The sequence below is a fragment of the Pseudomonas sp. NFR02 genome, assembly GCF_900119375.1.
Lineage (GTDB): Bacteria > Pseudomonadota > Gammaproteobacteria > Pseudomonadales > Pseudomonadaceae > Aquipseudomonas > Aquipseudomonas paracarnis.
The window spans coordinates 1-15,035 of record NZ_FPJJ01000003.1; the positions used below are offsets into that span (position 1 = coordinate 1).

Genomic DNA, 15,035 nt, shown 5'->3' on the forward strand with positions numbered 1-15,035 from the left:
AACAGATGTACCAAGGTCAGCCCGCCCTGGGCTTTGCATTGAGCGACCGTGCGGCTGGGCTTGTCGGAAGAGATCGGCGCGACCAGTGCGACGTCTTCCCCAACCTTGAACACCTGCTCCACGCTAAGTGCCGAACCACTTAAAAAGCTGTCGGCCCACGTATCAAAGGTATTCAGGCAGGTGCGGAAATCCGCGAATACGCGCTCAACCTTCGGCGCTTCGGGATCCATGGGCACCAGCACCAGGTTGGCCAGCACCGAGATCAAGAGACAGCCCCATTCATCAGGGCTCTAACGAACACCACCATCTGCAATCCCTCGCACTGTTTGATCAGGCGAGGGACTTTGCAGCGGTTGAAAGAGGAGGGGAGTAGAGCTTATCCGGCAGTTACGTGGGACGTTTCAGCAGCTTTTTCGCGCAGCACCAGGCTGCACAGCGCCGGCAAAAACAGCAGGGTCAACACCGTGCCCACCAACACCCCGCCAATCAGCACATAGGCCAGGGACGACCAGAATACCGACAACGTCAACGGAATAAACGCCAGCGCCGCCGCCAGTGCGGTCAGGATCACCGGCCGCGCACGCCGCACCGTGGCTTCGATGATGGCCTCGCGAATTGCCATGCCGTGGTCCTGGTTCTGGCGGATCTGGTCGGTGAAGATCAGCGTATTGCGCATCAGAATGCCGCCGATGCCAATCAGGCCCAGGATCGCGTTGAAGCCGAACGGCTGGTTGAACAGCAACAAGGTCGGCACTGCACCAATCAGGCCCAAAGGCGCGGTAGCGAACACCATGAACATCACGCCGAACGAGCGCACCTGGAACATGATCACCGTGAGGGTCAGCAGGATCATGATCGGAAACAGCGCCGCCAGGGCCACGTTGGCCTTGGCGCTTTCCTCAACCGGGCCGCCGATGTCGATTTTGTAACCGCTGGGCAGCTTGGCGATCAGCGGTTGCAGGTCTTTGTACACGGCCATTTCCACATCGGGCGGTTGTACGCCGTCGATGATGTCGGCGCGCACTTCCACGGTGGTGGCGCGGTCGCGGCGCTTGAGGATCGGCTCTTCCATTACCGCCTGGAAATGCCCGACCTGGGCCAGCGGCACCGACGTACCGGCGCTGTTGGTCAGCGTCATGTTGTTGAGGTTGGCCAGGTCTTCGCGTTGGCTGCCTTGGGCGCGGGCCACCACTGAGACGGTGCGGTTACCTTCGCGCACTTCGGTGATCGGGTTGCCGCTGAGCAGGGCGTTGAGTTGGGACTTGACCTCGTCCGGTGTGAACCCCAGCAGGCGCAAGCGATCCTGGTCCAGCACCAGGCGATAACCGCTGGCGCGTTCGCCCCATTCGAGGAAGGTGTCCCTGGTCAGCGTGTTGCCAGCCACAACCTGACGCACGTCTTCCGACAGCCCGCGCAGCACATTCAGGTCCGGCCCGGAGACGCGGAACACCACCGGGAACGGCACCGGCGGTCCGAAGACGAGCTGCGTGACCCGTACCCGCGCCGACGAAAATTCGCCTGCTGCAATGCGCTCGCGCATCCGCAGTTTCAGTGCGTCGCGGGCGTGGGAATCCGCGGTTTGCACAATCAATTTGGCAAACGCCGGGTCGGGCATTTCTGGGTTCAACGATAGGAAAAACCGCGGTGCACCGCCCCCCACATAGGTGTCGACCATACTGGTCTGCGGCTCTTGCAACAGCGCCTTCTCCACCTGCGCCGCCACGGCTTCGGTGCTTTTGAAGGCGCTGCCGGGTGGCATATACACTTCCAGAATCAGTTCCGAGCGGTCGGAGTCCGGGAAGAACTGTTTCTTCACCACCGCCATACCCAGGCCGCACACCACGAACGCGGCCACCACCAGCCCGGTCACCAGCCAGCGCCCGCGCACGCAAGCCTCCACCAGGCTGCGCAGTTTCTGGTAGTAGCGCCCGGCATAAATCGCATCATGCCCGCCGGGCACTGGCTTGATCTGCGGCAACAACTTCACGCCCAGGTAGGGCGTGAACACCACGGCCACCAGCCAGGATGAAATCAGCGCGAAACCCACGATCCAGAAGATATTGCCGGCGTATTCACCCGCCCCGGAGCGCGCAAACCCAACCGGCAGAAAGCCGATGATGGTGACCAGGGTGCCGGTCAGCATCGGCGCCGCCGTGGAGCTCCAGGCGTAGGTGGCCGCATGGATGCGGTCAAAGCCTTCTTCGAGTTTGACCACCATCATCTCGATGGCAATGATCGCGTCGTCCACCAACAGGCCCAGGGAGATGATCAATGCCCCGAGGGTCACGCGGTCGAATTCGCGGCCCGTGACCAGCATGATCACGAACACGATCGACAGCGTCAGCGGCACGGCCGCCGCCACCACCAGCCCCACGCGAAAGCCCAGGGCCAATAGGCTGATCAGCATCACCACCGCCAGGGCGACGAAGAATTTGAGCATGAATTCATTGACTGCCAGGCTGATGTTTTTCGCCTGGTCGGAGACCTTGGCGAAGTTCACGCCCAGGGGCAGGTCGGCCTGAATCCGCGCTTCTTCGGCTTGCAGGCTCTTGTCCAATTCCAGGCCGTTCCAGTGCTTCTCCATGATCACGCCCAGCATCAACGCCGGGTCGCCCTGATGGCGGATGCGATAACTGGGCGGGTCTTCATAACCGCGGCTCACGGTGGCCACATCGGCGATGCGCAATACGCGGCCATTGACTTGCAGGGGCACGTTCTCGATCAAGGCCAGGCTGTCGAACGCGCCGTCGATGCGGATATAAGCGCGGGCGCCCGCCGTTTCGACGAAGCCTGAGGGCGCCACGGCGTTTTGTGCGGCGAGGGCGGCGAAGATCTGTTCGGGCTTGATGCCCAGGGTTGCCAGGCGCTCATAGGAAAACTCCACAAACACGCGTTGGGCCTGTTCGCCAAGGATATTGACCTTCTTCACCCCTGGCAGGTTGAGCAAACCCTGGCGCAGCTCCTCGGCCATTTGCACTTGTTGGCGATGGGGCAGGTGTTCGGCTTCCAGGGCGTACAACGCAAAGTACACGTCGGAATATTCATCGTTGAAAAACGGCCCGATCACGCCCTTGGGCAGGCGCGTGGCTTCGTCGCTGAGTTTTTTGCGGGTCTGGTAGAACAGTTCCTGGATTTCGCTCGGGCGTGTGGACTCCAGGAAGGTCATGCGCATCGACACAAAGCCTGGCTGGGCGATGGTCTCGACGCGGTCGTAGTAGTCCAGTTCCTGCAGGCGTTTTTCCAGGCGGTCGGCCACTTGCTCCTGCATCTCCTGGGCGGTGGCGCCGGGCCAGGCGGCGGTGATGGTCATGACCTTGACGGTAAACGAAGGGTCTTCGGCGCGCCCCAGCTTGCCGAACGCGAAGACCCCGGCGACGAGGATCGCGATCAGCAAAAACAGGGTGACGGCGCGGTGTTTGACGGCCAGTTCGGAGAGGTTGATCCCGCGCATACTCATTGATCCTGCTGACGGTTGAGGGCCAGCGCCTGGGCGGGCAGCAAGCGCACCGTGTCGCCGCTGTGCAGCAGGTGAGCGCCGAGGGCGACGATGGTTTGGCCGGGTGTTACGCCGCTGTCGAGCAAGGCGTCTTCCTGGCCGAGGCTGGCGACCTTCACTGGTGCGAAGCTGATCTTTTGGTCATCGCCAATCAGCCAGACGCCCGTGCCTTGCCCCGCATCCTGCAAGGCGCCAATCGGCACGCGGGTTTGCAGCGGCTGGCCATTGCCTTGCAGGCGTACAGTGATGGTGGAGCCGAGGGCGAACCGCTCGACCGGACCCTGCAGCACATAACGTGCGCGGTAGGTGCGGGTGACCGGGTCGGCGCTGGCGGACAGTTCGCGCAGGGTGGCGGTCACGGCCTGGTCCGCTGCGCCAAAGGGAAGCGCCAGGGCTTTTTGCGCGGCCAGGTCACGCCGGTTCTCCGGCAGGTTGACGATGGCTTCGCGGGCGCCGTCATGGGCCAGGCGCGCCACGATTTGCCCTTCGGCCACCACTTGGCCGCGATCGGCCAGTACGTCGGTGATGATGCCGTCGCCATCGGCCTTGAGGACCGAATAAGTGCGACGGTTTTCGATCTGGCTGGCGTCCGATTGCGCCGCGGCCAGTTCGGCCTGGGCGACGCGCAGGTTGGTGGCCGACTGGTCGAAGATCTGCCGCGACACCGCGCCGGTACTGGCCAGGCGCTGGTAACGGTTTTCATCATCACGGCGCTGGCGCAGTTGGGCCTGGGCGGCGTTGACGCGGTTCTTGGCCGAGCGCAGCGCCAGTTCGAAGTCGCCGATGTCCAGCACCAACAGGGTGTCACCACGGGAGACGTGCTGGCCGGGGTCGACCTTGCGCTCGATCACCTTGCCGCTGACCCGAAAGCCCAGGTCACTTTCAGTGCGTGCCGCCACCACGCCGGTATAAGCGCTTTGCTGGGTGCCGGCTGCTTCGACTTTGACGGCCAGCACCGGGCGCGATGTGGGCGCCTGGGCGGCGCTGTCGGCCTTGCTGTTACAACCACTGAGGACCACCAGCAGAGCCAGGGGCGTGAGAAGGCGCAGGGGGAGAGGGGGCATGGCGAACTCCGGAAACCATTGTGCAAAAAATTATGGGCGTAATCTTTTGCTTATATTATGGTTGAAATATAAATTAATCCAGCCCCCGATATTCCCAGTCAGCTATGCGCCAATCTCCAGTGGGCTTGTTCGTGAAAGCGGAGTGTCTGTCCCTGATGACCCGCCGTCAGGCGGAACCCTAAGTGGCCGTTACCGCAGCAATGGATATGTACACAATCCAACTGTGTTGACTGCAAGGCCGCCTTCGCGAGCAAGCCCGCTCCCACAGGTTAAAGTATCGTTCTATATGTAGAACGATCAGGGCCAATTTTACCGTCTAGTGCTCAGGAGTGAGGCGAATTAAGCTGTACTCACTTTGGAGGTACACCATGAAAAAGCTGATTGGTATCTACACCAGCCCCCGCGCCCACTGGGTCGGCGATGGCTTTCCGGTACGCACGCTGTTTTCCTACGACACCATGGGCAAGCACATCAGCCCATTCCTGTTGCTGGATCACGCAGGTCCGGCCGAATTCACCCCGACTGAACAACGTCGCGGCGTCGGCCAGCACCCGCATCGCGGTTTTGAAACCGTGACTATCGTCTATGACGGCGAAGTCGAGCACCGCGATTCCACCGGTGCCGGCGGCAAAATCGGCCCGGGCGATGTGCAATGGATGACCGCAGCCAAAGGGATCCTGCACGAAGAGTTTCACTCCCAAGACTTCGCCCGTAGTGGCGGCGCACTGGAGATGGTGCAACTGTGGGTCAACCTGCCGGCCAAGGACAAAATGGCGGATGCCGGTTACCAGACCATCGTCGATGGCGACATTCCGGTGCTGCCATTGGCAAACGACGCCGGCCACCTGCGCCTGATCGCCGGGAAATTTGCCGGTACTCAAGGCCCGGCCCGCACCTTCACGCCAATAGACGTATGGGACTTGCGCCTCAACGCCGGTAAAGCGGTCACGCTGGACCTGCACGCCGGGCGTAACACCGCCTTGGTGGTGCTCAGCGGCACGTTGTTGATCAACGGCGAGGAGGTCGCACGCCAGGGGCAATTGGCGCTGTTCGAGCGCGACGGTAAGCAACTGACCCTGGAGTCCAACGACGACGCCAAGGTGCTGCTGCTCAGCGGCGAACCCATCGACGAGCCCATCGTCGGCCACGGTCCGTTCGTGATGAATACCGAGCAGGAGATTCACCAGGCATTTGCCGACTTCCAGTCGGGAAAATTCGGGCAGATGCACGCCTGACGGTTCACCGCCACCTCCTGTAGGAGCGAGCTTGCTCGCGAAGAACTTCAACATACCGCGCTCAATCAGACAGCACGCGTGATCGTTGTGGTTTTTCGCGAGCAAGCTCGCTCCTACATTTTGTTTCCAGGGTTCTGATTTCATGCGATCTTCTCGGCATTCGCCCTGGAGTCGCCTGGATGCCCTCATTTATCGCTGATCACCCGATGCTGTGCGCCGTGGCGTTGATCCTGATCGACATCGCCGTGTGGCGCCTTATTTCCGCCAACCTGGCTAACTGGAAACTCGCAGCGCGGCTGGTGATTTTCGCGGTATTCAGTGCCGTGTTGTTCAACGACGGCATGAACCCCATGCAGGCGGCGCCCTATGCCGATGACACCACCTTGCACCTGGCCGCCACGGCATTGCAGATCGGCTGGTGGCTGTTTGCGGCGCGCACCCTCACGGTATTGCTCGGCGCAGTGATGATGCAGCGGGTCGGCCATACCGGGCGCTTGTTGCAGGACCTGATGGGCGCGGTGATTTTCCTCATTGCGATCATCGCCGCCATGGCCTACGTGCTCGACCTGCCGGTCAAGGGCGTGCTGGCCACCTCCGGCGCCGTGGCAATCATCGTCGGCCTGGCGTTGCAAAGCACTCTGAGCGATGTGTTTTCCGGGATCGTCCTCAATACCACCAAGCCTTACCAGATCGATGACTGGATCTCCATCGACGGCACCGAAGGCCGCGTCACCGACATCGACTGGCGCGCCACGCGCCTGCAAACCTCCCAGGGCAGCCTGGCGGTGATCCCCAACTCCCTGGCGGCCAAGGCCAAGATCATCAACTTCTCGCGCCCGGCAGACATGTTCGGCCTGGCGGTCAGCCTGCAAGTGAGCCCCCATGCGCGCCCGCAAACCGTGATCGAAGCGCTGGAACGTGCGATGCAGGGCTGCCGGCCGTTGCTGGCCCAGCCGGCGCCCAGCGTCGCGTTCAAGGCGTCCACCGGCAGTGGCGTGGAGTATGAGATCAGCGGCTTTGTGCCGGCCATGGGCCTCAAGCGCGAAACCCGCAACCAGCTTTACGACCTGGCCTACCGGCATTTGCAGGCGGCGGGCGTGGGCCTGTTGTCCGCCACCGAAGGCAGCACGCCGCCTGCGGTGTCTGGCGCCCGCGCCTTGCTGGAGCGCTCGACGATCTTCTCCACCTTACGCCAGGAAGAAAAAGACACCTTCAGCCAGAACATGACCCTGCACACCTACCGCGCCGGTGAGATGATCCTGGCGGCGGGGGAGGTCAGCGATCACCTGTTCATCATCGAGTCCGGCGTGGTCTCGGTGCTGTTGATCAAGGACGGGCACACGTTCGAGGCAGGGCGCATGGGCCCGGGGGAGGTGATCGGTGAGTCCGGCATTCTCTCCGACCAGGCGGCGCTGGCGGATTTTTCGGCCAAGACCTACTGCACGCTCTACCGCATCGAAAACGAATACCTCAAGCCGTGCCTGGACGCCCGGCATGATATCGGTGAAGCCATGAAGGCGCTGCTGGACTTCCGCCGCCATGCCGCCCAGGCCCTGACCGAAGACGCGCCCGTGGTACCGGTCAAGAAGGGCTTCATCCAGTGGCTGAGGAACCGCGGCCTGTAGATTGGTCACCTGTTCTTCGCCCGGATTGGCTATTTCTCCAGGACGCCGGGGTGACTAACCTGCTCACCAATCCCACTGTCCTGGAGCAACACCATGCAAACCCGTACCGATTTCTACACCGCTTCCCCAGACGCCATGAAAGCCATGCTCGCCCTGGAAGCGGCAGTCGGCAAACTCTCCATCGAACTGCCACTGCTGGAACTGGTGCGCCTGCGCGTATCGCAGATCAACGGCTGCGCGTTCTGCCTGGACATGCACACCGCCGATGCACGCAAGGGCGGCGAAACCGAGCGGCGCCTGTACACCGTGTCGGCCTGGCGTGAAACCCCGTTCTTCACCCCGCGCGAGCGCGCCGCCCTGGCTTGGGCCGAAAGCCTGACCCTGCTCAGCCAGACCCACGCCCCGGATGAAGACTTCGACGCACTGGCCGCCCAATTCAGCCCCCAGGAACAAGTCGACCTGAGTGTCGCCATCGCCACCATCAACAGCTGGAACCGCCTGGCGGTGGGCTTTCGCAAGATGCCCAAGTAAGGCCGTCAGTTGGCTTTGAAATAGCTGCGCGGCGTGGTGCCGGTCATGCCTTTGAAAAAGGCGATCAGTGCACTGTCGCTGGCAAAGCCCAGTTCAAAGGCGCAGTAGCCCAGGCTGCGCCCGGTGGCGAGCAGTTCGATCACCCGCATCAGACGCCACTGTTGGCGCCATTGCTGATACCCCAGGCCGGTTTCCTTGAGGAAAATCCGGCCGATGGTCTTGGTGCTGGCGCCAATGTGCTGTTCCAGGTCCTGCAGCGTGGGGGGCAGGCGGTCGAGCTGGGCTAGCAGCGGCGCCAGGCGCTTGTCCCGTGGCAACGGCAGCAGCATGGGTTGTGCGGCTGCGTGGCGGATTTCATCCAGGCACAGCCCCAGCAAATGGGCATAGCGACCCGCCTGCCAATCAGTCTCGAACGGCGCCAGGGCCATGGGTTCCAGCACTGCCCTGAGCAAGGCACTCACTTCGATCACCCGCACCTGGGCCGGCAACTGCTCGGCCAGGGCCGCACTCACATACACCGAACGATAATCCACTGCCTGCTGCATCACTGCGCGATGGGGCAGGCCGCTGGGGATCCAGGCTGCGCGGCTAGGTGGCAACAGGCACAGTTGATTGTCCAGGGTGATGCGCGTGCAACCTTGCTGGGTGAACAGCAGTTGCCCGCGCTGGTGCACATGCAGGCCCGAATCGTGATTGCCCAACACCGCCGCGATGCCGATCACGGGCGCTGAGTAAACATCGGGGTTGAAAGACGCGGTGGCGGCAAGCCAGGCCATGGGTTGTCCGATTTGATGGATAAAGTGTCGAAGTCTGGATAATAGCCCAGCTGGCGCGCCCTAGAATCCGTCCGTTGTGTTTATGGAGGGATCTTGTGATGACGTTTAAAAAATTGCTGGCGCTGACCATGGCCCTGCTGATGTTCCCGCAGTTGGCCCAGACCCTTTACAGCCCGGCCTTGGGCGATATCGGCCGGGCCTTTGATGTCGCGCCCGAGCGAGCGGGGCAGACCTTGTCGGTGTATTTCCTCGCCTTCGCCCTGGGCGTGGTGGTGTGGGGCCGGTTGAGTGATCGTTTGGGGCGGCGGCCGGTGATGCTGATGGGGCTGGCAGTCTATGTGGGCGCTTCGGCGCTGGCCTTGACTGCGACGACATTCAACGCCTTGCTGCTGGCCCAGGCCTGCGCGGCATTGGGTGCGGCCGTGGGGTCGGTGGTCACGCAGACAGTGCTGCGTGACCGTTTCCACGGTGCCGAACTGGCCCAAGTGTTTTCCGTGATGGGCGTTGCGCTGGCCGCCAGTCCTGCTATCGGCTTGTTCAGCGGTGCGAGCCTGGTGGAGTTTTTCGGTTACCGCGGTGTGCTCTGCACGTTGCTGATGCTCGCGGGGGTGTTATGGGGCTGGTGTTGGTGGGCCTTACCGGAGACCCGTCCGGCATCGCTGCCCACCGCCGCCCTTGGCCAGACGCTCGGCCTGATGCTCAAGGATGCCGGAGTATGGCGCTCGGTCGGGTTGGTCGCGGCGTTCAATATTGCGCTGTTCAGCTATTACAGCGTGGGGCCGTTTATCTTCGCGCAGCAGGGGCGTTCCACCGCCGAGTTTGGTTACAGCGGTGTGCTGCTGGCGCTGGGCTCCGGCTCGGGTGCATGGCTGAACAAAGCCTTGCTCAAGCATGGGTGGAGCGGCGAGCGGTTGGTGGTTGTCGCCGCCGCGGTGACCGTGGTGGGGAGTCTGTTGGTGTTGGCCCTGCAGCACAGTTGGCTGTTGGTGTGGCCGATGCTGTTGGTGGTGCTGGCCTTCGGCATGGCGATTCCCAACGTGCTGGGGGCGGCCCTGGTCGATTACCGTGACCGCCTTGGCACCGCCGCCGCCCTGTTTGGCTTGCTGTACTACCTGGTGATTGGTGGCGGGCTGGCTTTGGTGACCTGGTCCCAGGATCTTGGCTGGAGCCTGTTGGTGTGCGCTTTGGCGGCGTTGTGGCTGGCCACGTCGCGGCTATTCAGAAGTTGACCGACGCGCTCAGGCGCGCGGTCAACGGTGCGCCCTGGAACAGGTAGTCATCACCCATGTATTCGCCGGCGTCGCGCCAGTAGCGCTTGTCGAACAGGTTATCGACGCTCAGGCGAAACACCGTTTCGTAGCCATCGACCTTGGTGGTGTAGCGGCTACCGACGTTGACCACGGCGTAGTCGCCCACTTCCACATTGCCGGTGCGATTGGCGGACTTCTTGGCGCTGTATTGCACGCCGCCCAATACCGCCAGGCCGTTGACCCAGGGCAGGGCGTAGTCGGCGTACACGCTGGCGCGCAGCTTGGGCACGTTGATCGCCTGATGGCCTTCGTACGCCGGCGTGCCGCTGCCGCTCACCCGCGCTCGGATCGCGGCCACGCTGGTGGCGATCTGCAGACGGTCGGTGGCCCAGCCGTTGGCGGACAATTCAATGCCGGTGTTTTTTTGCTGGCCCTGCTGCACGTAGTTGAACGTGTCACCTTCGGGTTTGGCGTACTGGTAAGCCTGGCGCGTCTGGAACACGGCGGCGGCGAAGCTGATACGGCGCCAGTCGTATTTCACCCCGGCTTCGATCTGGCGCGAGACGGTGGGGGCGAGTGTTTCATCGGCATTGCTTGCAAACCACGGCGCGGTGCCGCCCAGGGACAGGCCCTTGCTGTAGCTGGTGTACAGCGAAACGTTGTCCACCGGCTTGTAGATCAGCGAGGCCTGGGGCAGGAACACGTACTGTTGGGTGTGGCGCGTCTGGTTGCCGGTGACGCTGTCGAAGGCTTTTTCGTCCAGGCGCACTTCACGGCCGCCGAGGATGGTTTGCCAGTGCTCGTTGAAGCGGATGCGGTCGGTGACGAACAGCCCGTACTGGCGGCTGTCGAGGTTGCGGTGGCTGTCGTTCAACGGCTTGTCGGTTGGGGGAAAGCTCGGCACCTCTTCGTTGATATTGGCGGTGCCGATGAATTCGTTGACCGACTTGCGTTTGTCGATCACTCGGCGAAACGCGCTGCTGCCAAAGGTCAGTTCATGGCCGATGCCGGCAGTGTCGAAGAGGCCGGTCATGGCCGCCTGGATTTCGTCGTCGCGGCGAGTGTCGTCCGGGCTGCGGTAGTCGTAGACGTCGTAATTGCCTTCGGGGCTGAAGTAGTTCGGCACGCTGGCGGCACTGCAACTGGCCGAACCATAGCAACCCCAGGCAAACGAGCTGTAGTCATCAATCACCACCTTGCTACGCGCCGCGCTGACACTGCCTTTCCACTGATCGCTGAAACGGTACTCGAACTTGCCGTTGAGGTTCAGCGAATCAATCCCGACCTGCTTGCCGCCCGTCTGGTGCCCCAACAGCTTCTTCGGTGAAGCACCGTGGGGCACTTCGGTGCCCCCCAGCAGTTGATACCCCGGTACCGAACGCTGTTGCTTGTTCTGGTATTCGGCGTCCAGTTGCAGCACGGCGTCGGGGCTGATGTTCCAGTCAAAGGCCAGGGACACGAAATCGCGCTGGCCGTTGGCGTGTTCCACATAGGCATTGAGGTCTTCATGGGCGACGTTGGCACGCAGGCCGAACTGCTGCTCGCTGCCAAACCAGCCGCCGACATCGGTGGCGATATAACCGCTGCCGCGATCATCGGTGGACACCGTCACCGAGCGCACATCCTGGGGGCGTTTGGTCACGTAGTTGATCACCCCGCTGGGCTCGGAAATGCCGCTCTGCAAACCCGCCAGGCCCTTGAGCACTTCCACCTGCTGCTTGTTCTCCAGCGCGACGTTCTGCTCGCCGGTGATGGTGCGCCCATTGATCTTGTAACTGCTGGCCGCGTTCAGCGAAAAGCCACGCACCACGAAATTCTCGTAATAACCGATAGGCGCATAACTGTCGCCCACTGAGGCATCGTTGCGCAGCACTTCACTGAGCAAGCGTGCCTGCTGGTCCTTGATCAGCGCGGCGTTGATCACGGTGATCGAGGCGGGGGTGTCCAACAGCGGCGCTTCATCAAAGCCGCCCACCGACGCGGTTTCACTGCGGTAGCCCGACTCATCCTGGCCCTGGACCTTTACCGTCGGCAACTCGATCTCGGCGGCCAGGCTGCTGCCGATGCCGCCACTGAGCAACAGGCCGAGGGCGAAACGTGAAGTGACGACGGGGCGAAAACGCAAAACCATGGGGCAAGGCCTTAAAGCGCTGGGCGGGGGGCGCCTAAGCTAGGCATAAGCGCGGCCTTTTACAAGCTTTCGCGCAAGGTTCGCACGGCGAGACAACCCGTCTCAGCTCCGATGCCGATCCTGTTGCGGCTCGACAGCCAGGCGCCGGCTTGCGATAGACAAGGCTCCCCTCATCGTTTCAGGAGATTGTCATGGGTATCGCAGGTAAAGTCGCGCTGGTCACCGGCGCCGGGCAGGGCATAGGCCGGGCTATTGCCATGCGCCTTGCACAGGACGGCGCCGATGTCGCGTTGGTGGACATTGACGGCGCCAAGCTCAACGCCGTGGCCGCCGAAATCGTCGCCACCGGCCGCAAAGCCTCTGTGTTCATCGCTGATGTATCCAGACGCGAACAGGTGACGGCTGCGGTAGAGCATGCCCACCAGACGCTGGGCGGATTCGACATCATCGTCAATAACGCCGGAGTGGCGCAGATCGACTCATTGCTCGATGTCAGCCCGCAGCAGGTCGAGCGCACCCTGGATATCAACGTCAAGGGCGTGCTGTGGGGGATCCAGGCGGCCGCCAACAAATTCAAGGCGCTCAAGCACAAGGGCAAAATCATCAATGCTTGTTCAATCGCAGGGCATGAAGGCTTTGCGCTGTTAGGGGTCTACTCGGCGAGCAAATTCGCGGTGCGCGCCTTGACCCAGGCGGCGGCCAAGGAACTGGCGAGCGCGGGGATCACGGTAAACGCCTATTGCCCCGGTGTGGTGGGCACCGATATGTGGGTTGAGATCGACAAGCGCATGGCCGAGATTACCGGGGCGCAGGTGGGGGCAACCTACAAGCAGTACGTGGATGGGATTGCCTTGGGCCGTGCGCAAACGCCGGAGGATGTGGCGGGGTTTGTGGCATTTCTGGCAGGCCCGGACGCAGACTATATGACCGGGCAGGCGCCGTTGATCGACGGTGGCCTGGTCTACCGCTGACAGCGTGGTCGACTCGCCTGCGTGGGAGTCGATCCCTTGTATCAGTGGGTTTTGCCGGGCATATCAATACCCAGTTGGTTCACGCGTCGGTACAGGGTTGCCCTTGAAATCCCCAGGGCCTGTGCCGCAGGCGAGGGTTTCCAGCGATGGCGAATCAACGCATCCAGAACCATTTGACGCTCGGGGCTGGCGCTTTGCTCTTCCAGCCCTTGAGGCTGCTCGCCCCGGATTTCAATCGGCAAATCCACCACTTGCAGTGTAGTGCCTTCGCACACCGCACAGGCGTACGCCAGCACATGCCGCAGTTGCCGCACATTGCCCGGCCACGCATAACCCAGTAGCAATTGCAGTGTGGCCTGGCCGATGCCCAACGACACGCCACTGTTACGCGCCTCTTGCTCCAACAGCCGATTGATCAGGGCCAGCTTATCGGTGCGTTCGCGCAACGGCGGCAGGCAGAAGCGCGCACAACCCAGGCGAAAGTACAGGTCTTCACGGAATCGGCCCGCGCTGACCAGCGCCGCCAAATCGCGGTGGCTGGCGCAGATCACCTGAATGTTCACCACGCGGGTTTTCGCTGCGCCCAACGGCGCGACTTCACCCTCGGCCAGCACCCGCAGCAACCGTGTCTGCAACGCCAACGGCATATCGCCGATTTCGTCGAGGAACAACGTACCGCCGTCGGCTTGCAGTAGCAGCCCGCTCATGCCTTTGCTGGAGGCTCCGGTGAAGGCGCCGGGCGAATAGCCGAACAGCTCGCTTTCAATCAGGCTCTCCGGAATCGCCGCGCAGTTCACCGCCACAAACGGCCCGTGCCGGCGCGCGCTGTGCTCGTGCAACTGGCGGGCGAAGACTTCTTTGCCGACGCCGGTTTCACCTTGCACCAGCACGGGCAGGTTGCGGTCCTTGACCCGCGCAGCCAAGCGCAGGTGCTCCTGGATCCGCGGGTCGACTTGAGTCTCTGGCAGCGCCCGAACCGAGGGGCGTCGGGGTGCATTGACCCTCACGTGTACCGCGCCGGGCTTGCCCAGCCAGTGCAACTGCCGGGTTGACTGATCAGTGGCTGCACGCAATGCATCCACATCGAACACTTCGCCGATATGCTCAGGCAGCTGGCCAAAGCGCAAGCGCAGGGCTTGACGCGCCTTGCTGTTCAAGGCGTGCAGACGTCCGTCCTGGTCCCAGGCCAGCAGCAGGTCGGGTTGGCTGTCGACAAAGCCTGGAGTGCTATGGGCTTGTAACACCCAGTGCTGCCGGGCGCTGTGCATGAAAAAAGCGTTTTCGATGGCCTGGGCGCTCTGCGCCACCATCTGCCGTATCAGGTGCTGGCTGCCGCGGTCATCCGGCGACTTGAGCGCCGAGACATCCAGCACACCCAACAGGTGGCCCTGCGGGTCGAAGATGGGCGCAGCCGAACACGTCAGGCCGATAAACGCTGCGCGAAAGTGATCACGCTTGTGCACCGTTACCGCCGTTTTACTGGTCAGCACCGTGGCCACGCCGCAGGTGCCTTCCTCGGCTTCCGACCAGCAGGTGCCCAGGTAAAGGCCGGCCTTGCGGCAGTCGGTGCGAATGCTCGCATCGACACGGTGATCGATGGTCTGGCCCTGGGCGTCGGTGAGCATCACGCAGTAGTCGGCATGGCGCACGCGATGGTGCAACTGTGCGACTTCTTCGCCGGCGATGCGCATGAACAGCTCGGCGCGCTCGCGGCATTCCTTGAGCAAGGGTTCGCTGAGGATACGTGGACCTTGCAGGGAGCCGGGGTCCAGGCGGTGTTGCTCCATGGACCGCCGCCACGAATCGAAGATCAGCGACGGCACGGGCGCCTGGGGCAGGCGCTCGGCATTGCGGACCACGCGACTGACACAGTCGACATGCTCCCTGGAGTTCATGGCGAGCATAAAGCCTCCGGTTCTCAAGCTTTGTTGTTATGCGCGTCATTAAGCGCGCATG

Annotated in this window: 11 protein-coding genes; 5 read left to right on the forward strand and 6 right to left on the reverse strand. The window is 62.6% G+C overall.

The window, feature by feature from the left end:
* The 3 genes from BT199_RS10485 to BT199_RS10495 all read right to left on the reverse strand — a co-directional run.
* Positions 1 to 266, reverse strand: a 266-nt coding sequence (locus BT199_RS10485; RefSeq protein WP_139271609.1) for a hypothetical protein, incomplete at its 3' end; no start/stop codon positions are given.
* 110 nt (positions 267 to 376) lie between these two features.
* Complete coding sequence (locus BT199_RS10490; protein ID WP_072434436.1) at positions 377 to 3,451, reverse strand: efflux RND transporter permease subunit; 3,075 nt, start codon at positions 3,449 to 3,451, stop codon at positions 377 to 379.
* Between the two features lie 2 nt (positions 3,452 to 3,453).
* Positions 3,454 to 4,560 carry an efflux RND transporter periplasmic adaptor subunit gene (locus BT199_RS10495; protein ID WP_014718124.1) on the reverse strand — a complete coding sequence of 369 codons (1,107 nt, stop codon included), beginning with the start codon at positions 4,558 to 4,560 and terminating at the stop codon, positions 3,454 to 3,456.
* Between the two features lie 368 nt (positions 4,561 to 4,928).
* Here BT199_RS10495 and BT199_RS10500 point away from each other — a divergent pair, with 368 nt between their 5' ends.
* The 3 genes from BT199_RS10500 to BT199_RS10510 all read left to right on the forward strand — a co-directional run bounded on the left by BT199_RS10500 (position 4,929) and on the right by BT199_RS10510 (position 7,951).
* Positions 4,929 to 5,795, forward strand: a complete 867-nt coding sequence (locus BT199_RS10500) for a pirin family protein (protein WP_054896578.1) — start codon at positions 4,929 to 4,931, stop codon at positions 5,793 to 5,795.
* A gap of 179 nt (positions 5,796 to 5,974) precedes the next feature.
* Positions 5,975 to 7,420 (forward strand): mechanosensitive ion channel family protein, encoded by a 1,446-nt coding sequence (locus tag BT199_RS10505; RefSeq protein ID WP_072434437.1) that lies wholly within the window; start codon positions 5,975 to 5,977, stop codon positions 7,418 to 7,420.
* A 93-nt stretch (positions 7,421 to 7,513) separates the two neighbouring features.
* On the forward strand, positions 7,514 to 7,951 hold the full coding sequence (locus BT199_RS10510; RefSeq protein ID WP_003190655.1) for a carboxymuconolactone decarboxylase family protein: 438 nt from the start codon (positions 7,514 to 7,516) through the stop codon (positions 7,949 to 7,951).
* A gap of 5 nt (positions 7,952 to 7,956) precedes the next feature.
* Here the strand turns inward: BT199_RS10510 and BT199_RS10515 are convergent, their stop codons facing one another.
* On the reverse strand, positions 7,957 to 8,727 hold the full coding sequence (locus BT199_RS10515; RefSeq protein ID WP_038449861.1) for an AraC family transcriptional regulator: 771 nt from the start codon (positions 8,725 to 8,727) through the stop codon (positions 7,957 to 7,959).
* A gap of 98 nt (positions 8,728 to 8,825) precedes the next feature.
* Between BT199_RS10515 and BT199_RS10520 the strand changes: the two genes are divergently transcribed.
* Positions 8,826 to 9,956, forward strand: a complete 1,131-nt coding sequence (locus tag BT199_RS10520) for an MFS transporter (protein WP_072434438.1) — start codon at positions 8,826 to 8,828, stop codon at positions 9,954 to 9,956.
* Here the strand turns inward: BT199_RS10520 and BT199_RS10525 are convergent.
* Positions 9,946 to 12,108 (reverse strand): TonB-dependent siderophore receptor, encoded by a 2,163-nt coding sequence (locus BT199_RS10525; RefSeq protein WP_072434439.1) that lies wholly within the window; start codon positions 12,106 to 12,108, stop codon positions 9,946 to 9,948. The genes BT199_RS10520 and BT199_RS10525 overlap by 11 nt on opposite strands.
* A gap of 191 nt (positions 12,109 to 12,299) precedes the next feature.
* Here BT199_RS10525 and BT199_RS10530 point away from each other — a divergent pair, with 191 nt between their 5' ends.
* Positions 12,300 to 13,079, forward strand: a complete 780-nt coding sequence (locus tag BT199_RS10530; protein ID WP_003190660.1) for an acetoin reductase — start codon at positions 12,300 to 12,302, stop codon at positions 13,077 to 13,079.
* Positions 13,080 to 13,120: 41 nt separating this feature from the next.
* On the opposite strand, the gene BT199_RS10535 is transcribed toward BT199_RS10530, so the two are convergent.
* On the reverse strand, positions 13,121 to 14,983 hold the full coding sequence (locus BT199_RS10535) for a sigma-54-dependent Fis family transcriptional regulator (protein WP_034125781.1): 1,863 nt from the start codon (positions 14,981 to 14,983) through the stop codon (positions 13,121 to 13,123).
* Positions 14,984 to 15,035 lie beyond the last annotated feature (52 nt).